The organism is Modestobacter sp. VKM Ac-2978, from assembly GCF_026968025.1.
Taxonomy (GTDB): Bacteria; Actinomycetota; Actinomycetes; order Mycobacteriales; family Geodermatophilaceae; genus Modestobacter.
In genome coordinates this window covers 1-23,021 of record NZ_JAPVBP010000001.1, presented here as the reverse complement: position 1 = coordinate 23,021, position 23,021 = coordinate 1, and the positions used below count along the sequence as shown (strand labels likewise).

Annotated in this window: 23 protein-coding genes and 1 rRNA gene; 14 read left to right on the top strand and 10 right to left on the bottom strand. The window is 74.5% G+C overall.

The features are described 5' to 3' along the window. Position 1: 1 nt before the first annotated feature. The 7 genes from egtC to O2W53_RS00090 all read left to right on the top strand — a co-directional run bounded on the left by egtC (position 2) and on the right by O2W53_RS00090 (position 5,891). Positions 2–706, top strand: coding sequence for an ergothioneine biosynthesis protein EgtC (egtC, locus tag O2W53_RS00120; RefSeq protein WP_269161009.1), 705 nt, complete (start codon positions 2–4; stop codon positions 704–706). Beyond that, positions 703–1,689: an L-histidine N(alpha)-methyltransferase gene (gene egtD, locus O2W53_RS00115; RefSeq protein ID WP_269161008.1), complete on the top strand. Its 987-nt coding sequence runs from the start codon at positions 703–705 to the stop codon at positions 1,687–1,689. Before egtC ends, egtD begins: the two co-directional genes overlap by 4 nt. Then, positions 1,686–2,828, top strand: a complete 1,143-nt coding sequence (gene egtE / locus O2W53_RS00110) for an ergothioneine biosynthesis PLP-dependent enzyme EgtE (RefSeq protein WP_269161007.1) — start codon at positions 1,686–1,688, stop codon at positions 2,826–2,828. The genes egtD and egtE overlap by 4 nt, the downstream gene beginning before the upstream one ends. 92 nt (positions 2,829–2,920) lie before the next feature. Then, positions 2,921–3,739, top strand: coding sequence for a DUF4397 domain-containing protein (locus O2W53_RS00105; RefSeq protein WP_269161006.1), 819 nt, complete (start codon positions 2,921–2,923; stop codon positions 3,737–3,739). A gap of 25 nt (positions 3,740–3,764) precedes the next feature. Continuing rightward, positions 3,765–4,463: a class F sortase gene (locus O2W53_RS00100; protein ID WP_269161005.1), complete on the top strand. Its 699-nt coding sequence runs from the start codon at positions 3,765–3,767 to the stop codon at positions 4,461–4,463. A gap of 44 nt (positions 4,464–4,507) precedes the next feature. Beyond that, positions 4,508–5,107 (top strand): RNA polymerase sigma factor, encoded by a 600-nt coding sequence (locus O2W53_RS00095; protein WP_269161004.1) that lies wholly within the window; start codon positions 4,508–4,510, stop codon positions 5,105–5,107. Next, positions 5,088–5,891: an anti-sigma factor gene (locus tag O2W53_RS00090; protein ID WP_269161003.1), complete on the top strand. Its 804-nt coding sequence runs from the start codon at positions 5,088–5,090 to the stop codon at positions 5,889–5,891. Before O2W53_RS00095 ends, O2W53_RS00090 begins: the two co-directional genes overlap by 20 nt. Before the next feature lie 13 nt (positions 5,892–5,904). On the opposite strand, the gene O2W53_RS00085 is transcribed toward O2W53_RS00090, so the two are convergent. Then, the gene (locus O2W53_RS00085) at positions 5,905–7,278 is read right to left on the bottom strand and encodes an 8-oxoguanine deaminase (protein ID WP_269161001.1); all 1,374 of its coding nucleotides are present in this window, start codon (positions 7,276–7,278) and stop codon (positions 5,905–5,907) included. Between the two features lie 170 nt (positions 7,279–7,448). On the opposite strand from O2W53_RS00085, the gene helR reads away from it, so the two are divergent. The 4 genes from helR to pucD all read left to right on the top strand — a co-directional run bounded on the left by helR (position 7,449) and on the right by pucD (position 13,409). Beyond that, on the top strand, positions 7,449–9,596 hold the full coding sequence (gene helR / locus O2W53_RS00080) for an RNA polymerase recycling motor ATPase HelR (RefSeq protein ID WP_269161000.1): 2,148 nt from the start codon (positions 7,449–7,451) through the stop codon (positions 9,594–9,596). 78 nt (positions 9,597–9,674) lie between these two features. Next, complete coding sequence (locus tag O2W53_RS00075) at positions 9,675–10,553, top strand: FAD binding domain-containing protein (RefSeq protein WP_269160999.1); 879 nt, start codon at positions 9,675–9,677, stop codon at positions 10,551–10,553. A gap of 1 nt (position 10,554) precedes the next feature. Then, positions 10,555–11,043 carry a (2Fe-2S)-binding protein gene (locus tag O2W53_RS00070; RefSeq protein WP_269160998.1) on the top strand — a complete coding sequence of 163 codons (489 nt, stop codon included), beginning with the start codon at positions 10,555–10,557 and terminating at the stop codon, positions 11,041–11,043. Next, a complete protein-coding gene (gene pucD / locus O2W53_RS00065) occupies positions 11,040–13,409 on the top strand; it encodes a xanthine dehydrogenase subunit D (protein WP_269160997.1) in 2,370 nt (789 codons plus the stop codon). The genes O2W53_RS00070 and pucD overlap by 4 nt, the downstream gene beginning before the upstream one ends. Positions 13,410–13,418: 9 nt before the next feature. On the opposite strand, the gene alc is transcribed toward pucD, so the two are convergent. From alc to O2W53_RS00025, 8 genes are read right to left on the bottom strand one after another with little or no spacing between them, the layout of a single operon-like run. After that, positions 13,419–14,549 carry an allantoicase gene (alc, locus tag O2W53_RS00060; protein WP_269160996.1) on the bottom strand — a complete coding sequence of 377 codons (1,131 nt, stop codon included), beginning with the start codon at positions 14,547–14,549 and terminating at the stop codon, positions 13,419–13,421. A 55-nt stretch (positions 14,550–14,604) separates the two neighbouring features. Further along, positions 14,605–15,930 (bottom strand): allantoinase AllB, encoded by a 1,326-nt coding sequence (gene allB, locus O2W53_RS00055; protein WP_269160995.1) that lies wholly within the window; start codon positions 15,928–15,930, stop codon positions 14,605–14,607. Then, positions 15,927–16,649 carry an urease accessory protein UreD gene (locus O2W53_RS00050; protein ID WP_269160994.1) on the bottom strand — a complete coding sequence of 241 codons (723 nt, stop codon included), beginning with the start codon at positions 16,647–16,649 and terminating at the stop codon, positions 15,927–15,929. The genes allB and O2W53_RS00050 overlap by 4 nt, the downstream gene beginning before the upstream one ends. After that, the gene (ureG, locus tag O2W53_RS00045) at positions 16,646–17,326 is read right to left on the bottom strand and encodes an urease accessory protein UreG (RefSeq protein WP_269160993.1); all 681 of its coding nucleotides are present in this window, start codon (positions 17,324–17,326) and stop codon (positions 16,646–16,648) included. The genes O2W53_RS00050 and ureG overlap by 4 nt, the downstream gene beginning before the upstream one ends. 12 nt (positions 17,327–17,338) lie before the next feature. Next, on the bottom strand, positions 17,339–17,986 hold the full coding sequence (locus O2W53_RS00040; protein ID WP_269160992.1) for an urease accessory protein UreF: 648 nt from the start codon (positions 17,984–17,986) through the stop codon (positions 17,339–17,341). Beyond that, the gene (locus O2W53_RS00035; RefSeq protein ID WP_269160991.1) at positions 17,986–19,707 is read right to left on the bottom strand and encodes an urease subunit alpha; all 1,722 of its coding nucleotides are present in this window, start codon (positions 19,705–19,707) and stop codon (positions 17,986–17,988) included. Before O2W53_RS00035 ends, O2W53_RS00040 begins: the two co-directional genes overlap by 1 nt. Further along, positions 19,707–20,009 (bottom strand): urease subunit beta, encoded by a 303-nt coding sequence (locus O2W53_RS00030; protein WP_269160990.1) that lies wholly within the window; start codon positions 20,007–20,009, stop codon positions 19,707–19,709. The genes O2W53_RS00035 and O2W53_RS00030 overlap by 1 nt, the downstream gene beginning before the upstream one ends. Continuing rightward, complete coding sequence (locus O2W53_RS00025) at positions 20,006–20,308, bottom strand: urease subunit gamma (protein ID WP_269159297.1); 303 nt, start codon at positions 20,306–20,308, stop codon at positions 20,006–20,008. Before O2W53_RS00025 ends, O2W53_RS00030 begins: the two co-directional genes overlap by 4 nt. Before the next feature lie 157 nt (positions 20,309–20,465). On the opposite strand from O2W53_RS00025, the gene O2W53_RS00020 reads away from it, so the two are divergent. From O2W53_RS00020 to O2W53_RS00010, 3 genes are read left to right on the top strand one after another with little or no spacing between them, the layout of a single operon-like run. Beyond that, positions 20,466–20,828: a GntR family transcriptional regulator gene (locus O2W53_RS00020; RefSeq protein ID WP_036339582.1), complete on the top strand. Its 363-nt coding sequence runs from the start codon at positions 20,466–20,468 to the stop codon at positions 20,826–20,828. After that, entirely contained in the window at positions 20,825–21,748 is a 924-nt protein-coding gene (locus O2W53_RS00015) for an ABC transporter ATP-binding protein (RefSeq protein WP_269160989.1), read from the top strand. The genes O2W53_RS00020 and O2W53_RS00015 overlap by 4 nt, the downstream gene beginning before the upstream one ends. Next, positions 21,745–22,443 carry a hypothetical protein gene (locus tag O2W53_RS00010; RefSeq protein WP_269160988.1) on the top strand — a complete coding sequence of 233 codons (699 nt, stop codon included), beginning with the start codon at positions 21,745–21,747 and terminating at the stop codon, positions 22,441–22,443. Before O2W53_RS00015 ends, O2W53_RS00010 begins: the two co-directional genes overlap by 4 nt. A 339-nt stretch (positions 22,444–22,782) precedes the next feature. Here the strand turns inward: O2W53_RS00010 and rrf are convergent. Continuing rightward, positions 22,783–22,899: ribosomal RNA gene (rrf, locus tag O2W53_RS00005) — 5S ribosomal RNA — on the bottom strand. Positions 22,900–23,021: the final 122 nt, after the last annotated feature.

Sequence of the window (23,021 nt, the reverse complement as noted above, 5' to 3'; positions counted from 1 at the left end):
GATGTGCCGGCACCTGGCCTGGCTCGGGCAGCCGCGCACGCTGGCCGCGCTGGTGCTCGACCCGCCGTCGTCCCTGCTGGTGCAGGCGCACGCCCCCCGCCGGCAGCGGTACGGCACGGTGAACGCCGACGGCTGGGGCGTGGGCTTCTGGGCCGAGGGCCGCCCGGAGCCGGCCCGCTGGCGGTCGGCGCAGCCGTTGTGGGGGTCGGCGTCCTTCGCCTCGGTCGCCCCTGCCGTCTCGGCCCGCTGCGTGCTGGCCGCGGTGCGCTCGGCGACCGTGGGGATGCCGATCGAGGAGGCGGCGGCCGCCCCGTTCACCGACGGCCGCTGGCTGCTCTCGCACAACGGCCGGGTCGACCGGGCGGTGCTGCCCCCGGCCCGGGACGCCGAGTCGGTGGTGGACAGCGCGCTGCTGGCCGCGCTGGTCTTCTCCCGGGGCATGGCGGCGCTCGGCGAGACCGTCCGCGAGGTGGGGGCCGCCGACCCGGCCGCCCGGCTCAACCTGCTCGCCGCCGACGGCACCCGCCTGCTGGCCACCACCTGGGGCGACACCCTGTCGGTGCTGGCCACCGACGAGGGGACGGCGCTGGCCAGCGAACCGTGGGACGACGACCCGCGCTGGTCCGACGTCCCCGACCGGACGCTCGTCGAGGTCACCCCCGACGGCCTGACCCTGACCCCCCTCGATGCATCGGAGCCCGCATGACGTTCACGCTCACCGACCACCTCGGCCCGGTCGACGCCGGCGCTGCGCTCGCCGCCGACGTGCGCGCCGGCCTGACGGCGAGCCCGAAGACGCTGCCGCCCCGCTGGTTCTACGACGAGCGCGGCAGCGAGCTGTTCGACGAGATCACCCGGCTGCCGGAGTACTACCCGACCCGCGCGGAACGGGCCCTGTTGGCCGAGCGCGCCGCGGACGTCGCCGCGGCCACCGGCGCCGACACGCTGGTCGAGCTGGGCAGCGGCACCTCGGAGAAGACCCGGCTGCTGCTCACCGCGCTGGCCGAGGCCGGCACCCTGCGCCGCTTCGTGCCGGTCGACGTCGACCCCTCGGTGCTGCGGTCCGCCGGTGCGCAGATCACCGCGGCCTACCCGGGGACGGCGGTCGACGCGGTGGTCGCCGACTTCACCGTGCACCTGGGCGACCTGCCGCAGGAGGGCCGCCGGCTGGTCGCCTTCCTGGGCTCCACGATCGGCAACCTGGAGCCCGGGCCGCGGGCGGCCTTCCTGTCCTCCCTCGCGGCGACCCTGCGGCCGGGGGACTCCTTCCTGCTCGGCACCGACCTGGTGAAGGACCCCGACCGGCTGGTCCGCGCCTACGACGACGCCGCCGGGGTGACCGCGGCGTTCAACCGGAACGTGCTCGCGGTGCTGAACCGGGAGCTGTCGGGCGACGCCGACCCGGCCGCGTTCGAGCACGTCGCGGTGTGGGACGCCGAGCAGGAGCGGGTCGAGATGCGGCTGCGGTCGACCCGGGACCAGGTCGTGGACCTGGCCGCGATCGAGTTGACGGTGCCCTTCACTGCCGGGGAGGAGATGCGCACCGAGGTGTCGACCAAGTTCCGCCGGGCCCGGGTCGAGCAGGAGCTGGCCGCCGCCGGCCTGCGGATGACCCACTGGTGGACCGATCCGGCCGGGGACGTCGCGGTCTCCCTGTCGGTGCCCGGTCCGCTGGCCTCCGGGCGGTGAGCAGCCTCCCGCACGACGACCTCGGCGACGCCTGGCGCGCCGCCCGCGTGCGACCGGCCGGCGTGCACCTGGACCACGCCGCGTGCAGCCGGCAGAGCACCGAGGTGCTCGACGCCGTCGCCCGGCACGCCCGGCACGAGGCGGAGCTGGGCGGCTACGTCGCCGAGCAGGCCGCCGAGGGGCTGCTGCAGCAGGGCCGCTCGGTGCTGGCCGGGCTGGTCGGGATGGCCGCGGCCGACCTGGCCTTCACCGAGAGCGCGTCGGCGTCGGTGCGCACGCTGGTCTCCCGCTGGCGGCTGGCTCCCGGCGCCCGGGTGGCCGTGCTCCCCGGGGAGTACTGGCACAACGCCGCCACGTTCACCGACGCCGGGCTGACCCCGGTGGTGCTGCCCGCCGACGCCCTGGGCCGAGCCGACCTGGCCGGCGTCGAGCGGGCGCTGCGCGACGACCCGCCGGCGTTCGTGCACGTCACCCTGGTGGCCAGCCACCGCGGCGTCGTCCAGCCCGGCCGGGAGCTGGCCGCGCTGTGCCGGGCCGCTGACGTCCCCCTGGTGCTGGACGTGGCGCAGGCCCTCGGCCACGTCGACTGCGACCTGGGCGCCGACGCGGCTTACGGCACGTCCCGCAAGTGGCTCGCCGGGCCGCGCGGCGTCGGCTTCCTCGTCCTGCGCCCGGCGCTCAGCGGTCAGCTGACCCCGCTGGTCGGCCCGGAGCTCCACGACGACGACCGGACCGGCGTCGACCACGCCCGCTGGTTCGAGTCGCACGACGCGCACGTGGCCGGCCGGGTCGGACTGGTCGTGGCCGTCGGCGAGCACCTGGCCGCCGGCCCGCACCGGGTGCGCGAGCGGCTCGCGGCGCTGGGCCGCGCCACCCGCGAACGGCTCGACGGCCGGGGCGGGTGGCAGGTCGCCGAGCCGCTGGACGAGCCGACGGCGATCACCACGCTGCGCCCCCCGGACGGCGTCGACGTCCGGGAGGTCGTGGCCCGGCTGCGCACCGAGCACGGCCTGCTGACGACGGCGGCCAACCGGGAACGGGCACCCCGGGAGCTCGCCGGGCCGGTGCTCCGCGTCTCCCCGCACCTGGACTCCACCGTCGAGCAGCTGGACCTGCTGGCCACCGCCCTAGCGGCCTGAGTCCGGATCGTTGTACGGACGAGGTGCATCCAGGAACGGGGGCGGGCAGGAAGAACCGGGTGACAGTCCAATCCAACGAAAGGAACGTCATCGTGGTCAAGACCCGCCCGATCGCCCTCACCGCCGGCGCCACCGGCGCGTTCGCCCTGCTCTTCGCGGCCACCCCCGCGCTGGCCGACTCGCACACCGCGACCGTCTCGGTCCTGCACGCCATCCCGGAGACCCCGGTCGACGTCTACGCCAACGGCGAGGAGCTCATCGCCGACTTCGAGCCGGGCACCCTCGCCGGTCCCCTCACGCTGCCCGGCGGCGAGTACGACCTGACGGTGTACCCGGCCGGTGCCGACCCGGAGACCGCCGAGGTCGCGGTCAGCCTGGAGGACGTGGAGATCCCGGCCGGCGCCGACGCCACCGTGGTCGCCCACCTCACCGAGGCCGGCGCCCCGCAGCTCACCCCGTTCGTGAACGACACCTCCGCCGTCCCCGCGGGCGAGGGCCGACTCACCGTGCGCCACGTGGCCGCGGCGCCCGCCGTCGACGTCCGGGCCGGTGGCGAGGTCATCATCGACGGCCTGGTCAACCCGAACGAGGAGTCGCTGACCGTCCCGGCCGGCAACGTGAGCGCCGACGTGGTGCTCGCCGGCACCGACACCGTGGCGATCGGCCCGGCCGACCTGACCGTGGCCGAGGGCGCCAACACGGTCGTCTACGCGTGGGGTTCTGGTGACGCCGGCTACGAGCTCGCCACCCAGACGGTCCAGGCCGGGGCCTCCGCCCCGACCGGCGTCCCCGGTGGCTCCGCCGGCCTGGCCGCTGACGAGGGCATGCCGGCGCCGCTGGTCGGCCTGACCGTGGCCGGCCTCGCCGCTGCTGCCTTCGCCGGCCGCAAGTACGCCACCAGCCGGGTCTGACCCGACCGGGAACAGAGGCACCACCGTGCGCAGCTCCGTCGTCGTGCTGGTCCTGGGCCTCGTCCTGGCGATCGGGACACCGGTCACCTGGGCGCTGACCCGGCCCGACACGACGGCGGGCACCACGGTGGAGCAGGCGATCGACACGCCGTCGTCCTCGACGACGGCACCGTCACCGTCGGCGGCACCGCCCTCCGGGGCGGTGCCGCCGTCGGCGCCCGCACTCGACCTCCCGCCGGTGACCACCCGGGACGCGGCTCCCACCGTGGCCGCACCGGTCCCGGCTCCGGTCCGGCTGAGCCTGCCGGCCCGGGGCGTGGACGCCCCGCTGGACCCGGTGGGGGTCTCCCCGGACGGCCAGATGGAGCTGCCGGAGGACGTGGACCGGGTCGGCTGGTACCGCTTCGGTCCCGCGCCCGGGGACGACGGCTCGGCGGTGCTCGCCGGGCACGTCGACGACCGGGAGCAGGGGCTGGGCGCCCTGGCTCCGCTGCGCAGCGCCGAGGTCGGCGACGTCGTCGTGGTCACCGGCGCGAACGGCGAGGAGACCCGCTGGCAGGTGGTCTCCCGCGAGCTGATCACCAAGCAGGTCCTGCCACTGGACACGATCTTCGGCCGGGACGGTCCGCCCCGGCTGGTGCTGGTCACCTGTGGTGGTCCGTTCATTCCCGAGATCCGCAGCTATCGCGACAACGTGGTCGTCGTTGCCGAACCGCTCCCATGAGCCTCCTGGCCGTCCGTCGGCCACCACTGGGTACGGTCGCTGACGTGCCCACCACCGAGGGCTCGGTGCAGCAGAGCGCCGAGCCGGACGACGTCGAGGTCGCCCGGCGCTTCGTCGACGGCGACGAGCAGGCCCTCGCGTGGGCCTACGAGCGATGGGCGGCGCAGGTGCACGGCATGGCGGTGCGGGCCTTCGGGCCCGGCCCCGATGCCGAGGACGTCACCCAGCAGACCTTCATCTCGGCCTGGACCGGGCGCGCTCGGTACCGACCCGACCAAGGGGCACTGCCGGCCTGGCTGGTGGGGGTGTGCCGGCACAAGATCGCCGACACCTGGGCCAAGCGGGAACGGCAGCGTCGGTCGACCGAGGCGGCCGCGAGCGAGGCCCGCTCGGCCCCGACCGCCGGCCCCGGCAGCGAGCTGGCCACCGAGGTGGCCGACCGGGTGCTCCTGCTGGGCGAGTTGAACCGGATCGGCCAGCCGCAACGAAGCATCATCGAGCTCGCGTTCTTCGAAGACCTGACCCATGCACAGATCGCGGCACGCACCGGCATCCCGCTGGGCACCGTGAAGAGCCACATCAGACGCACCCTGGAGCGCCTGCGAGACCGGTTGGAGGTGGACGGTGCAGCACTGCGATCCTGACGAGCTGGCTCTGGCCGCCCTCGGCGAGCAGCCGTCGCCCGAGTGCGCCGCGCACCTGACCGACTGTGCCGAGTGCGAGCAGGAGGTCGCCTCGCTCCGGCGGAGCGTCGACGTCCTCGCCGTCCCTGCGCTGGCCGCGCCCAGCCAGGCGATGGCCCCACCCCCGCAGGTCTGGGCCGCCATCGCCGCCGCGACCGGGGTCACTGTCTCCCCCCGCCCGGCCGAGATCGAGGCCGGACTGTCGCGCGAGGTCCCCATGCCCGGGCCGACCGAGGTCGAAACGGACGTTCCCGGATCGACTGACTCCACTCCGGCAGGGGCGACCGTCATGCCCTTCCGGTCGCGGTCCGCTCGCCGGCCGGCGACCCGGTGGCTGCCGCTGGCCGCCGCCGTGCTCGTGGGTGGCCTGATCGGCGCCGGGGCGGTCGCGGTCACCCAGGACGGCCCCGGCGGCGCCGTGGTGGCCCAGGCCGGCCTCGATCCGCTGCCGGAGCAGATCGCGTCGGGGAACGCGGAGGTCCGGGAGCGCGGCGGGATCCGCGAGCTGCAGGTCGACCTCGACGTGCCCGCACTGCAGGACGCCTACTACGAGGTGTGGCTGCTGCAGGCCGACGCCCAGCGGATGGTGCCGGTCGGCATCGTCCGGCAGGGCGCGACCGTGCTGCGGCTGCCCGACGGCATCGACCTCGCCGCCTACCCGCTGGTCGACGTCTCGGTCGAGCCGCTCGACGGCGACCCGACGCACTCCGGCGTCTCGGTGGTCCGCGGCGAGCTCTCCACCTGACCCCGGCGCCCGCTCAGCCGAGCGGGGCCTGCATCCGCTGCGCCACCCGCCGGTGGACGGCGAGCTGCTCCTCGAGCCCGGGGTGCACGACGGCGCCGTCGGAGACCACGAAACGCCCCGCCACGACGGTGTGCCGTGCGGACACCGGACCGCAGCGCAGCCAGGCCTCCACCGGGTCCGACAGCGCACCGGCGAACCGCACGCCCTCCAGTGACCAGATCGCGAGGTCACCGCAGGCGCCGATGGACAGCTCGCCGATCTCGCCGGCCCGGCCCAGGCAGGCGGCGCCCCCGCGGGTGGCGATCTCCAGCGCGTCCCGGGCCGACATCGCCGCGGCGCCGTGCCGGAGCTTGCCCTGCAGCATCGCGGTGCGGGCCTCCAGCCACAGCGACGCGGAGTCCGCCGACGCCGAGCCGTCGACGCCCAGCCCGACCGGCGCGCCGGCCGCCCGCAGCTCGGCCACCGGGGCGAGACCGCTGCCCAGGATCATGTTCGACGAGGGGCAGTGCGCTGCCCCGACCCCGGCCGCGCCGAGCCGGGTGACCTCCTCGGCGTCCGGCCAGACCACGTGCGCGAGCCACGTCCGGTCGGTCATCCAGCCGACATCGGCCAGGTGGTCGACCGGTCGCCGGCCGAAGGTCGCCAGGCAGAAGGCGTCCTCGTCCTGGGTCTCGGCGAGGTGGGTGTGCAACCGGACGTCGAGGGACTCGGCCAGCTCCGCCGTCCGGCGCATCAGGTCGGGGGTGACGCTGAACGGGGAGCAGGGCGCCAGCGCGATCCGGGTCATCGCGGTGGGTGCGGGGTCGTGGTGGGCCTGCACCAGCCGCTGCGAGTCGGCCAGGATCTCGTCGTCGTCCTGCACCACCGAGTCCGGCGGCAAGCCGCCGTCCTTGACGGACAGCGACATCGACCCGCGGGTGGGTGAGAACCGGACGCCGAGCTCCCGTGCCGCGGCCACCTCCGCGGAGATCAGGTCGCCGGCGCCGCGCGGGTGGACGTAGAGGTGGTCGGTCGACGTGGTGCAGCCGGACAGCGCCAGCTCGGCCAGCCCGACGTACGCGCTGACGTACGCCGCCTCCTCGTCGAGCCGGGCCCACAGCGGGTACAGCGTGACCAGCCAGTCGAACAGCCCGCCGGTGAGCGCGGGGGCGTAGGCGCGGGTCAGGTTCTGGTACAGGTGGTGGTGGGTGTTCACCAGCCCGGGCGTGACCAGGCAGCCACGGGCGTCGACCCGCCGGACGGCGGCCGGCTGCGGGTCGCCCGGGCCACCGAGGCCGCTGACCACGCCGTCGGTGATCGCGACCCAGCCTCCGGGCAGCTCGCGGCGGGCGTCGTCGACGGTGGCGATCAGCTCGGCGTCGTGCACGAGCAGGTCAGCGGTCTGCACCTCGCGCATCCTGCCGCGTGGACGTGTCCGGCGTGTGTACGAGCTCCCCCGCCAACTCCAAGCTATAGCGCACCCGGGGGCTTGCGGCAAGACCCGGGGGGTGCCGGAGGATCGTCGACCGCGGCCCTGACCTGCAGGTATGCCGCAGCCGCCAGGACGGAGCCAACTGCATGCCCCCGCTCAGCACCCGTGCCTTCGACCTCCCCGACCACCTCACCGCCAAGGCCGACCCGGCGCTGATCGCCACCGACGAGCGGCACTTCGCCGCCATCGCCACCAGCCTCGAGGAGTCGATCGCCGACCTGGCCGACCGCCTCGCCGCCGAGCGGCGCGCGTCCGGCGGCACGGGTGAGGCGGCGCTGAACCGGGACCTGGAGGTGCACCGGCTCTCCGCCCGGCTGCGCACCCTGCGCCGCTTCGGCCTGGACCTCTGCCTGGGGCGCGTCGTCCGCGCCGCCGACCCCGAGCCGGTCTACGTCGGGCGGCTGGGCCTCACCGACGGGGCCGGTCGCCGGCTGCTCGTCGACTGGCGCTCGCCTGCGGCCGAGCCGTTCTTCGGCGCCACCCACGCCGACCCGATGGGGCTGGTCAGCCGCCGCCGGTACCGCTGGACCCGCGGCCGGGTCAGCGACTACTGGGACGAGGTGTTCACCGCCGAGGCGCTGGAGGGGCACGCGGCCCTCGACGACCAGTCCGCCTTCCTCGCCAGCCTGGGCAGCACGCGGTCGGCCCGGATGCGCGACGTGCTCGGCACCATCCAGGCCGACCAGGACGCGATCATCCGCGCGGGGTCCGCCGGCACGCTGGTCGTCGACGGCGGTCCGGGGACGGGCAAGACCGTCGTCGCCCTGCACCGGGCGGCCTACCTGCTCTGGTCCGACCCACACGTCGGCTCCCGCCGCGGCGGGGTGCTGGTGGTCGGCCCGCACCAGCCCTACCTGTCCTACGTCGCCGACGTCCTGCCCAGCCTGGGCGAGGAGGGGGTGCGCACCTGCACCCTCCGGGACCTCGTGCCCGAGGGGGCGACGGCGGCGGTGGAGACCGACCCGGAGGTCACCCGCCTGAAGTCCGCCGCGGACCTGGTGACGGCGGTCGAGGCCGCGGTCGGCTTCTACGAGGAGCCACCCCGACGCGGGCTCACGATCCAGACGCCCTGGGCGGAGGTCGAGCTCGGCCCCGACGACTGGGCCGAGGCGTTCGCCGCGCCCGAGCCCGGCGCGCCGCACAACGAGGCGCGCGGCGAGGTGTGGGCGGAGCTGCTCCGGGTCCTGGTGGACGCGCACGACGACGACGTGCCGGCCGACCTGCTCCGCAGGTCACTGGAGCAGGACCGGGAGCTGCGCAGGGCCTTCGACCGGGCGTGGCCGGCGCTCGACGCGGCCGACGTCGTCGGCGACCTGTGGTCGGTGCCCGCCTACCTGCGCCGGTGCGCCCCCTGGCTCGGCCCGGACGAGGTCCGGGCGCTGCAGCGCGCCGACGCCCGCGCCTGGACGACGGCCGACCTGCCGCTGCTGGACGCGGCCCGGCAGCGGCTGGGCGACCCGGAGGCGTTCGACCGGACGCGTCGGCACGTGGCCGCCGTCGCCGCGGAACGGGAGCGCATGGCGACCGTCATCGACGACCTGATCGCCGCCGACGACTCCGAGCTCCTGCTGATGACGACCCTGCAGCACCAGGACCTGCAGGACGCCCTGGTCGACGACGTCGCCCTGCCCACCGCCACGCCGGACGTGCTCGCCGGCCCGTTCGCGCACGTCGTGGTGGACGAGGCCCAGGAGCTCACCGACGCCGAGTGGCAGATGCTGCTGCTCCGCTGCCCGTCGCGGAGCTTCACCGTCGTCGGGGACCGCGCCCAGGCCAGGCACGGGTTCACCGAGTCGTGGCCGGAGCGGCTGGAGCGGGTCGGGCTCGGCCGGATCGGCGTCGCGTCCCTGACCCTCAACTACCGGACCCCGGAGGAGGTCATGGCCGCCGCCGAGCCGGTCATCCGGGCCGTCCTGCTGGACGCCAACGTGCCGACGTCGGTCCGCAGCACCGGCGTCCCGGTCCGGTACGGGTCCCTCGCCGAGCTGGGGACGATCGTCGACGACTGGCTCGCCGGACACGAGGAGGGGACGGCGTGCGTCATCGGGGCCCCGTCGTTCCGTGCCGGACCCCGCGTCCGGTCGCTGACCCCGGCGCTGGTGAAGGGCCTGGAGTTCGACCTGGTCGTCCTCGTCGACCAGGCGGCGTCCGGCGCGGGCATCGGCGGCGCGGTCGACCGCTACGTGGCGATGACCCGGGCGACGCAGCAGCTCGTCGTCCTCACGCCGTCCTGACCCGCCCTGGCGCCCGGCCGTCATCGCCCCGTGACACTGCGGGGCTACCGTGACCGTCCCCCACCGATGAGGAGCCCCATGGACTTCCTGCAACCGGTCACCTGGACGGAGGCGCTGGAGGCGAAGGCCGCCCATCCCGACGCCGTGCCGATCGCCGGGGGCACCGACGTGATGGTGGGCCTCAACTTCGGCCACCTCCGCCCGGCGCTGCTCCTCGACCTCACCCGGGTCGCCGACCTGCGCGACTGGGCGGTCACGGACGGCGCGGTCCGGCTGGGGGCCGGGGTCAGCTACGCCCGGGTGATCAGCGAGCTCGGCGACCGGCTGCCGGGCCTGGCCATGGCCTCCCGGACCATCGGCTCCCCGCAGATCCGCAACCGGGGCACGGTCGCCGGCAACCTCGCCACCGCGTCACCGGCCGGCGACGCCCACCCCGCGCTGCTTGCCGCGGGGGCCGAGGTCGAGGTGGCCTCCGTGCGCGGCACCCGCCGGATCCCGATCGACGACTTCTACACCGGGGTCAAGCGCAACGCGATGGACGGCGACGAGCTCATCACCGCCGTCCACGTCGTCCCGCCGAGCGGCCCGCAGCAGTACAGCAAGATCGGCACCCGCAACGCGATGGTCATCTCCGTCGCGGCGTTCGGCCTCGCCCTGCACCCGGACCGCCGCGCGGTCGGCACCGGCATCGGCTCGGCCGCGCCGACCCCGCGCCGCGCCCCCGCCGCCGAGGAGTTCCTGGCCGGCGAGCTCGACAGCAGCGGCCTGTGGGAGTCCCGTGCCGAGCTGCCGGAGGCGACCATCGCCCGCTTCGGGGAGCTGGTCGCCGCTGCGGCCGCCCCGATCGACGACGTCCGCGGCAGCGCCCGCTACCGCGTCCACGCGCTGTCCGTGATGGCCCGCCGCGCCCTGACCTGGGCCTGGGCCGACCACCGCTCCGCGAACCAGGAGGCCTGACGTGCGTCTGACCTGCACCGTGAACGGCACCGAGCAGCACGTGGACGACGTCTGGGAGGGCGAGAGCCTGCTCTACGTCCTGCGGGAGCGGATGGGCCTCCCCGGGTCGAAGAACGCCTGCGAGCAGGGCGAGTGCGGCTCCTGCACCGTCTACCTCGACGGCCTGCCGGTCTGCGCCTGCCTGGTCGCCGCCGGCCAGGCCGAGGGCCGGCAGGTCGGCACCGTCGAGGGGCTGGCCGACCCCGAGGCGCTGCACCCGGTGCAGCAGGCCTTCCTGGACGCCGGCGCCGTCCAGTGCGGCTTCTGCACGCCCGGGCTGCTGGTGGCCACGCACGACCTGATCGCCCGGCACGGCCGGCCCAGTGACGCCGAGACCCGCGAGGCGCTGGCCGGCAACCTCTGCCGGTGCACCGGCTACGAGAAGATCCTGGACGCCGTCCGGCTCGCCGCGGACCGGATGGCCGAGCCCACAGCAGGGGGAGACCGATGAGCACGCCGACCCGCACGCCGACCGGGGCACCGGAGCACCTGACCGGGCCGGGCAGCGGCGGGGTCGGCGACGACGCCCAGCGGCCCGACGGCGTCCTCAAGGTCCGCGGCGAGTTCGCCTACGGCAGCGACCTCTGGATGGAGGACATGCTCTGGGGGGTCACCCTCCGCAGCCCGCACCCCTACGCCCGGATCCGCTCGGTCGACACCAGCGCGGCGCTGGCCACCCCCGGCGTCTCCGCCGTGCTCACCTCCGACGACGTGCCCGGCGAGAAGGTCTACGGGCTCGAGCTGGCCGACCAGCCGGTGCTGGCCCTCGACGTCGTCCGCTACCAGGGCGAACCGGTGGCGCTGGTCGCCGCCGACCACCCGGAGACCGCCCGGCTGGCCGCCGCCCGCATCCACGTCGACTACGACGTGCTGGAGCCGGTCACCGACGCGCGCACCGCGCTGGGGCACCCGACCTGGAACCAGGTGCACGACACCACCGCCGAGGTCACCGAGCTCAGCCGGGAGAGCGCCCACCTGCACCCGGAGGGGAACCTGGTGCGGCACCTGAAGGTCCGCACCGGTGACCCGGCCCCGACCGCGGACGTCGTCGTGGTGGGCGAGTACGAGGTGGGGATGCAGGACCAGGCCTTCCTCGGCCCGGAGGCCGGCCTCGCCGTGCCGACCGAGGACGGCGGCGTGGAGCTGCACGTCGCCACCCAGTGGCTGCACGTGGACCAGAAGCAGATCTGCTCCGCCCTCGCCCTGCCGCCCGAGCAGGTGCGGCTGACGCTGGCCGGCGTGGGCGGCGCCTTCGGCGGCCGCGAGGACCTGTCGATGCACGTGCACGCCTGCCTGCTGGCCCTGCGCACCGGGCGCCCGGTGAAGATGTCCTACAACCGGGAGGAGTCCTTCTTCGGCCACGTGCACCGCCACCCGGCGACCATGCGCTACGAGCACGGCGCCACCCGGGACGGCGAGCTGGTCTACGTCAAGGCGGCGATCTACTTCGACGGTGGCGCCTACGCCTCCAGCACCCCGGCCGTGGTGGGCAACGGCGGGACGATGGGGATCGGCCCCTACGTCGTCCCCAACGTGCACGTCGACTGCTACGGCGCGTACACGAACAACCCGCCGTGCGGGGCGATGCGCGGCTTCGGGTCGGTGCAGACCGCCTTCGCCTACGAGTCGCAGATGGACGCCCTCGCCGCCGAGCTGGGCATGGACCCGGTGGAGCTGCGCTGCCGCAACGCGATGGAGGAGGGGTCGGCGACCCCCACCGGCCAGGTGATCGACAGCCCGGCCCCGGTCGCGGAGCTGCTGCGCCGACTGGAGGCCATGCCGCTGCCTGCCGCGTCCGGCGACGGCGAGGTCGACCTGCGCGACATGCCCGGCGGGGTCTCCAACACCACCCACGGGGAGGGCGTCCGGCGCGGGGTCGGCTACGCCGTGGCGTACAAGAACGTCGCCTTCTCCGAGGGCTACGACGACCACTCCACCGCCCGGGTGCGCCTGGAGGTGGTCGGCGGCGAACCGACCGCGACCGTGCACACGGCGGCGGCGGAGGTCGGCCAGGGGCTGGTCACCGTCGAACAGCAGATCGCCCGCACCGAGCTCGGGGTGGAGCGCGTCGTCGTGCACCCCAAGGACACCAACGTGGGATCGGCCGGATCGACCTCGGCCTCCCGGCAGACCTACGTCACCGGCGGGGCGGTCAAGGCCGCGTGTGAGAAGGTGCGCGAGCAGGTGGTCGCCCGGGCCGAGCGACTGGTGGGACGGACCGTTCCCGACCTGCGGCTGGCCGGTGGTGCCGTGGTGTCCGACAGCGAGGACATCACCGTCCCGCTGGCCGACCTGCTGGGTGACGACGTGCTGGAGGAGACCCTCGAGTGGCGGCACCGCCCCACCGAGGCTATCGACCCGGAGACCGGCCAGGGGTTCGCGCACGTGCAGTACGCCTTCTCCGCACACCGGGCCGTGGTCGACGTCGACACCGAGCTCGGGCTGGTCAAGGTGGTCGAGATGGCCTGCACCCAGGACGTCGGCAAGGCGATCAACCCGCAGGCGGTGGTCGGCCAGATCCAGGGCGGGACCGCGCAGGGGCTGGGGCTGGCGGTGATGGAGGAGATCCTGATCAAGGACGGCAAGGTGCGGAACCCGTCGTTCACCGACTACCTGATCCCGACCATCCTGGACATGCCGCCGATGCGCATCGAGGTCCTCGAGTACGCCGACCCGCACGCCCCCTACGGCCTGCGCGGGGTCGGCGAGGCACCCAACATCTCCTCCGGCCCCGCGGTGCTCGCCGCCATCCGCGCCGCGACCGGCCTCCCGCTGACCCGGGTGCCGGTGCGACCGGAGCACATCACGGGGACCTGACCAGCCCCGTCAGCCGGCCCGACCGTCGAGCAGGGAGCGGACGGCGGGCGGGAGTTCGCCGGTCAGCGGGCGGTGCCCGACCAGCCGGCCCGCTTCACTCGGGTCGACGCCGAGCGAGCCCAGCACCTCCAGGGCCGGGACGTCGGGCAGCGCGTCGAACCAGCGGCGTCCCAGTGCGGCGCGGCCGGCGGCGGTGGGCCGCCCCCACAACCGCAGCCGGGCCATCCCGCCGTCGGGGAAGACGTCCAGCCGCACGCTGCTCACTCCCGCCTCCCCGTCGGGCACAAACCGGTGCCGGGTGTCCGGCTGTAGCCGGGTGCGGGGCAGCAGCACGACCTCCGCGCCGTCGGCGGTGCGCCCGGTGAGCGACGCGGTGCCCGGGGCGTTGCCGAGGAAGTACGAGGTATCCAGCTCGGCGAGGGTGACCACGCCCTCGCAGGCCAGGTCGACGTCGACCCAGTCGTTGCCCCCGCCGCGGCGGCGGGCGTTCTCCCAGCCCTCGCCCATCGACCGGGCCGAGCCGCGGCCGATCAGCTGGTGCGGGCTGCCGTAGTGGGCGTTGCTCACGCCGGTGACCCGTCCGCCGTTCTCCAGGGCGGCCAGGTCGAACGGCCCGGCGTCCACCAGTCGCGGGTCCGGGACGACGGTGCCGTGCACCCGCAGCCGGGCCACCCCGCCGTCGGGGTGGATGGACAGCCGCACGTGCGTGTACCGGCGGTCGGACTCCACCGGGAAGGCGTTGGCGGTGTCGCCGGCCAGGTCGACGAGCGGCAGCAGCGGCTGCCAGTCCGCGCGTGCGAGTTCCTCGACCGACGGGTGCCCTTCGACCGCGGCGCCGTCCAGCGAGGCCTGCGGCGGGTAGTTGCCGGTGAAGAACGCGGTGTCGACGACGACGCCGGCCACGATCCCCGGCGCCCCGAGCCGCACGATCGCCCAGTCGTGCCCGGGGCTGCGCCGGCGGCGCGTCTCCCAGCCGTCGTACTCCTTGCCCTTGTGCCCGAACTCGGTGCGCGGCACGGCCGGGTGCGGCAGCACCAGGTTCTCCCGGGCGGCGAAGAACTCGTCGTTCGCAGCGACGACGGCGCCGCCGAGGTCACGACGGGCCAGGTCGGGGAGGGCGAGGAAGGCTGGGTCGGTCATCGGGCTCCAGACGGATCGGGACGGACGCGGGTCACTGTGGCACGGCGCGGGCCCGTCACCACTCCGATCGCTCGAGCAACCGGCCGAGGGGAGCCGCCCCGTCGACCAGCGGCTGCCCGCGCAGCCAGGTCCGGCGCACCACCCCGGTCAGCTCCCGCCCCGCGTAGGGCGTGACCGGGCTGCGGTGGTGCAGCTGCGCCACCCGCCACGGCTCGTCGGGGGCGAACGCCACCAGGTCGGCGTCCTTGCCCACGGCGATCGCGCCCTTGCCGGTCAGCCCGGTGAGCCGCGCCGGCGCGGCCGCCATCCACCGGACGACGTCGGCGAGGGAGAACCCCCGCGCCCGGGCCCCGCTCCACACCACCGGCAGGGTCACCTGCAGCCCGGCGATGCCACCCCAGGCGAGCGCGAAGTCGCCGACGTCCAGCCGCTTGAGCTCCGGCGTGCACGGCGAGTGGTCGCTGACCACCAGGTCGACGTCCCCGTCGGCCAGCGCGCGCCACAGCGCCTCCCGGTGCTCGGCCTCCCGGATCGGCGGGCAGCACTTGAACGACGTGTCGCCGTCGGGCACCTCCTCGGCGCTGAACGTCAGGTAGTGCGGGCAGGTCTCGACGGTGATCCGCACCCCCTCCGCCCGGGCGGCCCGCAGCATCGGCAGCGCACCGGCGTCGGCGAGGTGGACGACGTGCACCCGGGCGCCGGTGTCCCGGGCGGCGGCGATGAGCCGGCCGATCGCGGTCTCCTCCGCCGCACCCGGCCGCGAGGCGAGGAAGTCGGCGTAGCTCCGCCCACCCGGCTGCGCGGCGGCGGTGATCACGTCGTCGTCCTCGCAGTGCGCGATGAGCAGCCCGTCGACGGCGGCCAGCTCGGTGAGCGCGGCCCGGAGGCCGGCGTCGTCCAGCGGCGGGAACTCCGGTACGCCGGAGTCCAGCAGGAAGCACTTCACGCCCACCGCCCCGGCGGCGAGCAGTCGTGGGAGCTGGCCGGCGTTGCCGGGCACGGCGCCGCCCCAGAAGGCGACGTCCACGCTGACCTGCCCCTCGGCCACCGCGCGTTTCACGTGCAACGCCTCGACGTCGACCGTGGGCGGGACCGAGTTCAGCGGCATGTCGACGATCGTGGTGATGCCCCCGGCCGCCGCCGCGCGGGTCGCCGAGACGAAGCCCTCCCACTCGGTGCGCCCGGGCTCGTTGACGTGCACGTGGCTGTCGACCAGCCCGGGGAGCAGCACCTCGTCCTCGGGGAGGGTGACCACCTGGCCGTCGACCTCGCCGAAGCCGGTGACGGCGACGATGACGCCGTCCTGCACGTGCACCGCGGCCGACCGCTCCCCGTCGGGCAGCACCACCCGCCGGGCCCGGACGACGAACGACCCGCTCACCGCGCCACCTCCGCCAGCTCGTCGACCGGTCGCGACGACACCGACGCCAGCCGGGTCACCGCGTCGTGCAGCTCGTCGCCCCACGCCGTCCCCACCCAACCGCCGGGCAACGGCAGCCGCACGGCGTCGACCCCGGTCGCCACCTCGGGCCGCGCGTCGCCGATCGACACCGTGGAGACGTAGGCCCGGGGGGCGACCGGCGGCAGCCAGGCCGGCGCCCCGGGCCCCAGGCCGATTGCGGTGTGCACCAGCGGACGACCGTCCCGCTCGACCCGGGTCGTGCCGGTCCAGCGACCGGGCTCCTCACCCACCCGGCCGAGCAGCACCTGCTCGGTGGCGGTCAGCTCGCCGCCGTCGGCCAGCTGCGCGTGCAGCTCGGCCCGGTGGTCGGCGCGCGCGGTGACCACGGTCGGCTCCGGCGCCAGCTGCAGCACGCCGGAGACCTCGGCGCGCACCACCTGCCGCGACGGCGGGGACTCCCCCCGGGCGGGCAGCACGACGGCCGCGGCCACCGAGTGGACGCTGAGCCGGGCGCCTACCTCCACGACGAGCCGGATCTCCACGTCGTCCCCGCCCAGCGGGCCGAACGCCGTGGCGACCAGGTGCACGGAGGCGGCGCCGGTGCGCCGCACGGCCAGCTGCCCGCTGGCGCGCACGATCGGCAGGGTCGTGCGCCCCCGCGCGTCGCACCGGGCGACCACCTCCACCAGCGTCCTCACGGCGCCGTCTGCAACGCCCTCGCGCGCACCTGCTCCCGCACCCACTCGGCGACCTCGGTCGCCGCCGGGTCCTCCCGCAGCGAGATCAGCAGCGTCGGCTTGTCCCCGCGGACGGCGTCGGAGTCGCGGCGCATCACCCCGAGGTCGGCACCGACCAGCGGCGCGAGGTCGGTCTTGTTGACCACGAGCAGGTCCGAGGCGGTCACCCCGGGCCCGCCCTTGCGCGGCACCTTGTCCCCGCCGGCGACGTCGACCACGAACACCTGGACGTCCACCAGCCCGTAGCTGAACGAGGCGGTCAGGTTGTCCCCGCCGGACTCGACGAACACCAGCTCCAGCCCCGGGTGCCGGGACTCCAGCAGCTCCACGGCGTCGAGGTTGGCGGTGATGTCGTCGCGGATCGCGGTGTGCGGGCAGCAGCCGGTCTGCACCGCCTCGATCCGGTCGTCGGGCAGCACGGCGTTGCGGCGCAGGAAGTCGGCGTCCTCGGTCGTGTAGATGTCGTTGGTGACGACGGCGAGGTCGTACTCGGCGCCCAGCGTGCGGCACAGCGCGGCCGCCAGGGCGGTCTTGCCCGAGCCGACCGGTCCACCGAGACCGACCCGCAGGGGGCCGCCGTGCCGGTGCTCGGGGGTGTACGGGTCGACGTAGTCGTCGATCCGGTGGTCAGGCGGCATGGGCACTCCTGGTCATGAGGCGAAGAAGCGGTCGTTGCGTGCGGCGTGCAGTTCGGCGAGCAGGTCGAGGAGTGGGTCGGTGGCCGCCGGCAGGTCCTCGGCGGAGGCCTCGGCGACCTCGTCGACCTCGGGGGCCAGCCGGGCGGTCACCGCGGCCACGGTGATCGGGTCCATGGCCAGCAACCGCTGCGCGGCGGTGGCCGGGCCGCTGATCGCGAGATAGGCGGCGGCGTGCGCGGCGTCCCGCGGGGTGAGCCCGCCGGTCGCCGCGGCGACCCCGAGCGCCAGCGGGTGGTGCGGCTGAGCCCGCAGCGCGGCCCAGGCCGGGTGCGGCCAGGCGCGGCTGCCGACCCGGACCAGCCCCCGGCCCTGCTGCCGGGAGGCGGCCCGCAGCGCCGGGGAGGGCGTACGGGCATCCGCCTCCGCGTCCAGCGCGTCGAGCGCGGCCACCGGGTCGGCGTCGTCCACCGCCCGGCACGCGGCCGCGGCCAGCCCGGCGGCCACCGCTCCCGAGGTGGCCAACCGCCGGCGCAGGAAGACCGCCAGCGAGCCCGGGTCGGCGAGCACCCCGGCCGCGATCGCCTGTTCCACGCCGCCGGAGTGGGTGTGTCCCCCAGCGGGCAGTCGGGAGTCGGCGAGGGTGAGCAGCGCCGCCGTCATCAGAACAGGAAGTAGCGCTGGGCCATCGGCAGCTCGGCGACCGGCTCGGGCTCCCAGACCTCGCCGTCGACCGACACGGTGAACGTGTCCGGGTCGACCCGGATCTCCGGCAGCGCGGTGTTCTCCGGCATGTCCGCCTTCCCCAGCCGGGTGGTGTCGGTGACGGCGACCAGCCGCCGGTCCACCGCCAGCCGGTCGGCCAGCCCGCCCTCGATCGCGGCCGGGGCGACGAAGTGCACCGAGGTCTGCGCCGGCACCCGGCCGTACGCGCCGAACATCGGCCGCGGCAGCACCGGCTGCGGCGTCGGGATCGACGCGTTGGCGTCGCCCATCTGCCCCCAGGCGATCATCCCGCCCTTGAGCACCACGTGCGGCCGGACGCCGAAGGTCCCCGGGTCCCAGAGCACCAGGTCGGCGAGCTTCCCCGGCTTCACCGAGCCGACCTCGCCGTCGATCCCGTGCGCCACCGCCGGGCAGATCGTGTACTTGGCGACGTACCGGCGGGCCCGCAGGTTGTCCGCTGCCCCGTCGCCGGCCAGGGAGCCGCGGCGGCGCTTCATCACGTGCGCGGTCTGCCAGGTCCGCATCACGACCTCACCGACCCGGCCCATCGCCTGGGCATCGGAACCGATCATCGAGATCGCGCCCAGGTCGTGCAGCAGGTCCTCGGCGGCGATGGTCGTGGGCCGGATCCGGCTCTCGGCGAAGGCGAGGTCCTCGGGCACGGAGCTGTCCAGGTGGTGGCAGACCATGAGCATGTCGAGGTGCTCGTCGAGGGTGTTCACCGTGTGCGGCCGGGTCGGGTTCGTGCTGCTGGGCAGCACGTTCGGGTGCCCGGCGACGGTGATGATGTCCGGCGCGTGCCCGCCCCCGGCGCCCTCGGTGTGGTACGCGTGGATGCTCCGGCCGGCGATCGCGGCCAGGGTGTCCTCGACGAAGCCGGCCTCGTTCAGGGTGTCGGAGTGCAGGGCCACCGGGACGCCGTTGCGCCCGGCCACGGTGAGCGCGGCGTCGATCGCGGCCGGCGTGGAGCCCCAGTCCTCGTGCAGCTTGAACCCGCTGGCGCCGGCCCGGAGCTGCTCCTCCAGCGAGTCGACCGAGACGGTGTTGCCCTTGCCCAGCAGCGCGACGTTGACCGGCATCCCGTCCATCGCCTCGAGCATCCGGGCCAGGTACCAGTCGCCCGGGGTGATGGTGGTGGCCTTGGAGCCCTCGGCCGGCCCGGTGCCGCCGCCGATCATCGTGGTGATGCCCGAGCCGATCGCCGTCGGCACGATCTGCGGGCAGATGAAGTGCACGTGGCAGTCGATGCCCCCGGCGGTGAGGATCTTGCCGTTGCCGGCCAGCACCTCGGTGCCCGGGCCGATGACCAGGTCGGGGTGGACGCCGTCCATCGTGTCCGGGTTGCCGGCCTTGCCCAGCGCGACGATCCGCCCGTCCCGGATGCCGACGTCGGCCTTGACGACCCCCCAGTGGTCGAGCACGACCGCACCGGTGATCACCAGGTCGGGGGCGCCCTCGGCGCGGGTCGCCCGCCCCTGCCCCATCGACTCGCGGATCACCTTGCCGCCGCCGAACACCGCCTCCTCACCGGCCAGCCCGGGACCACCGCAGCGGTCCTCGGTGACCTCGATGAGCAGGTCGGTGTCGGCCAGGCGGATCCGGTCGCCGACCGTCGGTCCGTAGAGCTGGGCGTAGCGCTCCCGGGACAGCTGCACCATCAGGCCAGCCCACCTTCCGCAGTGAGCCCGGGGACGACGCGGGCGCCGGCCAGCGGGACGAGGGTGACGGTGCGCTGGATGCCGGGCTCGAACCGGACGGCCGTGCCGGCGGCGATGTCGAGCCGGTGACCGTGCGCCGCAGCCCGGTCGAACGCCAGTGCCCGGTTGGCCTGGGCGAAGTGGAAGTGGGAGCCGACCTGGACCGGCCGGTCGCCGGTGTTGTGCACCGCCAGCTCGACCCGCGGCACGCCGGGCAGCGTCTCGATGACGCCCTCGGCGGTGATGACCTCGCCGGGGATCACGAGATCGGGTGGTGGACCGTCACCAGCTTCGTCCCGTCCGGGAAGGTCGCCTCCACCTGCACCTCCTCCAGCAGCTCGGGGACGCCGTCCATGACGTCGTCCCGGGTCAGGACGGTGCGGCCGGACTGCATCAGGTCGGTGACCAGCTCGCCGTCCCGGGCGCCCTCGAGCACGTGGTCGGTGACGATCGCGGTCGCCTCGGGGAGGTTGAGCTTCAGGCCCCGGGCCTGACGGCGGCGGGCGAGCTCGGCGGCGTAACTGAGCATCAGCCGTTCCTGCTCGTGCGGGGACAGCAACACGGGCGTCGTCCTCCTGACGTCGGCGAGCCGGCGGAGTCAGGAACGTAGCTGGCCCGTGTGACGGTCCCGTTGCGGGGACTTGTGCACTGCGATTCCTCGGCTCTATGGTTCATTACATGAGTAACGAACCAGCGAGCCTGCTGGGTCGTGTGCCTCGGTGAACGAGGACGCCGGCCCGATCTTCCGGCAGGTCGCCACCCAGCTCGAGGACGCGATCGTCGACGGCTCCCTCGCCGAGGAGAGCCAGGCCCCCTCGTCCAACGAGCTGGCCGCCTTCCACCGCATCAACCCCGCCACCGCCGCCAAGGGCCTGAACCAGCTGGTGGCCGACGGGGTCCTCTACAAGAGACGAGGAGTAGGGATGTTCGTCGCCACCGGCGCACGGGAGCAGCTGCTCAAGCGGCGCCGCAGCGAGTTCGCCGAGCAGTACCTCACCCCCCTGCTGGCCGAGGCCGACAAGGTCGGCATCAGCATCGCCGAGATCGTCCAGCTGCTGCGCGAGCGGGGAGGCCGGTCGTGACCGCCGCCGCCACGCTCGAGGGCGTCACCATGCGCTTCCGGGGACACACCGCGCTGACCGACGTCTCCACCACGCTGCAGGCGGACACGATCACCGGCCTGCTCGGCCGGAACGGCGCCGGCAAGACCACGCTCATGCAACTGCTCACCGGCCACCGCGTGCCCACCGCAGGCCAGGTGACCGTGCTCGGTGCCGCGCCGTACGAGAACGACGGTGTGCTGAGCCGCATGTGCTTCATCAAGGAGGGCCAGCGGTACCCGGACCACTTCCGGGTATGTGACGCCATCTCCGCGGCCGCCCACCTCTACCCGCACTGGGACCAGCCACTGGCCGACCAGCTGCTCACCGACTTCGACCTGCCCGGCAAGCGGCCGATCAAGAAGCTGTCCCGGGGGATGAACTCGGCCGTCGGCATCGTCCTGGGCCTGGCCTCGCGGGCACCGGTCACGCTGTTCGACGAGCCGTACCTGGGCCTGGACGCCGTCGCGCGCCAGCTCTTCTACGACCGCCTGCTGGCCGACTACGCCGAGCACCCCCGCACGATCCTGCTCTCCACACACCTCATCGAGGAGATCAGCGACCTGCTCGAGCACGTCCTGCTCATCGACCGCGGCCGGGTGCTGCTGGATGCGGACGCGGAGACGTTGCGGTCCACGGCGCTGACCGTCACCGGCCCGGCGGCCCAGGTGGCCACCTTCGGCGCCGGCCACGCCGTCCTGCACGAGGAGTCGATGGCCGGCCAGACGCGAGCGATCGTCCGGACGGCGACGGCGACGGCCCGACAGGAGGCCAAGGCCCTCGGCCTGGCCGTCGAGCAGACGTCGATCCAGCGGCTGGTGGTCGCCATGAGCCTCGCCGCGGCGCAGCCCGCCACACCCTCGACTCTCGACCGCGCCACCCTGCAGGGAGCTCACCGATGAACCGTGTCCTCGGCGCCGCCCGCCTTCAGCTCATCAACCCACTCCTGTCCGTCGGGATCGGCTGGGCGATCGTCGCGCTCGCCTTCGTCGTGAACCTGGCGATCTGGGGCGTCGGTGACCTGGACACCAGCGCAAGCGACTCCAACACCGGCGGTCTGGCCGCGCTGTACATCACGGTGCTGGTGACCTACATCCAGGCGGTGACCATGGTGTTCCCCTTGGCGATGGGGCTCAGCCTCAGCCGTCGGGTCTTCTACCTGGGGACAGCGCTGGTCGCCGTCGTGCAGGCGGTCGTCTTCGGCATCACCCTGGCCGCGCTGACCGCGGTCGAGAACGCCACGAACGGCTGGGGCGTCGGACTGGAGTTCTGGGCCCCCGGAGCCGTGGACGTCGGGAACCCGGCCCTGCAGGTCGTCGTCTTCGCCGTCCCGATGATGGCCTTCGCCTTCATGGGGATCGGCCTGGGTGTGCTCTACAAGCGCTGGGGGGCGACGGGCATCTACGCGCTGACGGCCGCGCTGATCGTGGGCACCGGCGCCCTCGTCGTGCTGCTCACCTGGCGCCGGGCCTGGGACGACCTGGGAGCCTGGCTGACCGATCGTTCGGTGGAGTCCTTCGCCATCGGCTTGCCCGCAGTGGCCGCACTCGCGCTCGCCGCTCTGGCATACCTGGGGCTGCGACGCGCGGTCCCCTGACCACGCAGACACATCCGACGGCCGGCCCGCTCCTGGCGCGCCGGCCGTCGGCGTCCTGCGCGGCCGATAAGTGGCCTGACGAATCAGACCGACACCACCGGGCATCGCACCCTGCAGCGACGGCCTCGAGTTCGGCTACGTCTCCAAGGGCGAGGTCCCGGAGCTCGCTCGGGACGGCAGCCGGCGTTCGGCCGCGGTCGACACGTCGGTGCAGTGGAATCGTCGGGAGCCGACGTGTTCCCGCTACGGAGAGCACCGGCCAGGGTGCCCACGTCAGCCTCTGCCGGAAATGCAGGAACGGGGCCACAGCCGTAGCTGTGACCCCGTCCTGGGAGTTATGTCCGGCGGCGTCCTACTCTCCCACCCGGTCCCCCGGGCAGTACCATCGGCGCTGAAAGGCTTAGCTTCCGGGTTCGGAATGAGACCGGGCGTTTCCCTTTCGCCATGACCGCCGTAACACTGTGAAGATGTACCCCACCCCGACACACATCCCGGCTACCCGGGACGGTGTCTGAGGAGGAGCGGAACACAAGGGTTCCGTACCTTCAGAGCTGCACAGTGGACGCGACATTGTCTTG

What these genes read in the sequence shown, in the direction of transcription:
- egtC (WP_269161009.1), top strand. Translation starts at nt 2, where the DNA reads ATGTGCCGGCACCTGGCCTGGCTCGGGCAGCCGCGCACGCTGGCCGCG.
- egtD (WP_269161008.1), top strand. Translation starts at nt 703, where the DNA reads ATGACGTTCACGCTCACCGACCACCTCGGCCCGGTCGACGCCGGCGCT.
- helR (WP_269161000.1), top strand. Translation starts at nt 7,449, where the DNA reads ATGCCCCCGCTCAGCACCCGTGCCTTCGACCTCCCCGACCACCTCACC.
- O2W53_RS00075 (WP_269160999.1), top strand. Translation starts at nt 9,675, where the DNA reads ATGGACTTCCTGCAACCGGTCACCTGGACGGAGGCGCTGGAGGCGAAG.
- pucD (WP_269160997.1), top strand. Translation starts at nt 11,040, where the DNA reads ATGAGCACGCCGACCCGCACGCCGACCGGGGCACCGGAGCACCTGACC.
- alc (WP_269160996.1), bottom strand. Translation starts at nt 14,549, where the DNA reads ATGACCGACCCAGCCTTCCTCGCCCTCCCCGACCTGGCCCGTCGTGAC.
- ureG (WP_269160993.1), bottom strand. Translation starts at nt 17,326, where the DNA reads ATGCCGCCTGACCACCGGATCGACGACTACGTCGACCCGTACACCCCC.
- O2W53_RS00040 (WP_269160992.1), bottom strand. Translation starts at nt 17,986, where the DNA reads ATGACGGCGGCGCTGCTCACCCTCGCCGACTCCCGACTGCCCGCTGGG.
- O2W53_RS00035 (WP_269160991.1), bottom strand. Translation starts at nt 19,707, where the DNA reads ATGGTGCAGCTGTCCCGGGAGCGCTACGCCCAGCTCTACGGACCGACG.
- O2W53_RS00010 (WP_269160988.1), top strand. Translation starts at nt 21,745, where the DNA reads ATGAACCGTGTCCTCGGCGCCGCCCGCCTTCAGCTCATCAACCCACTC.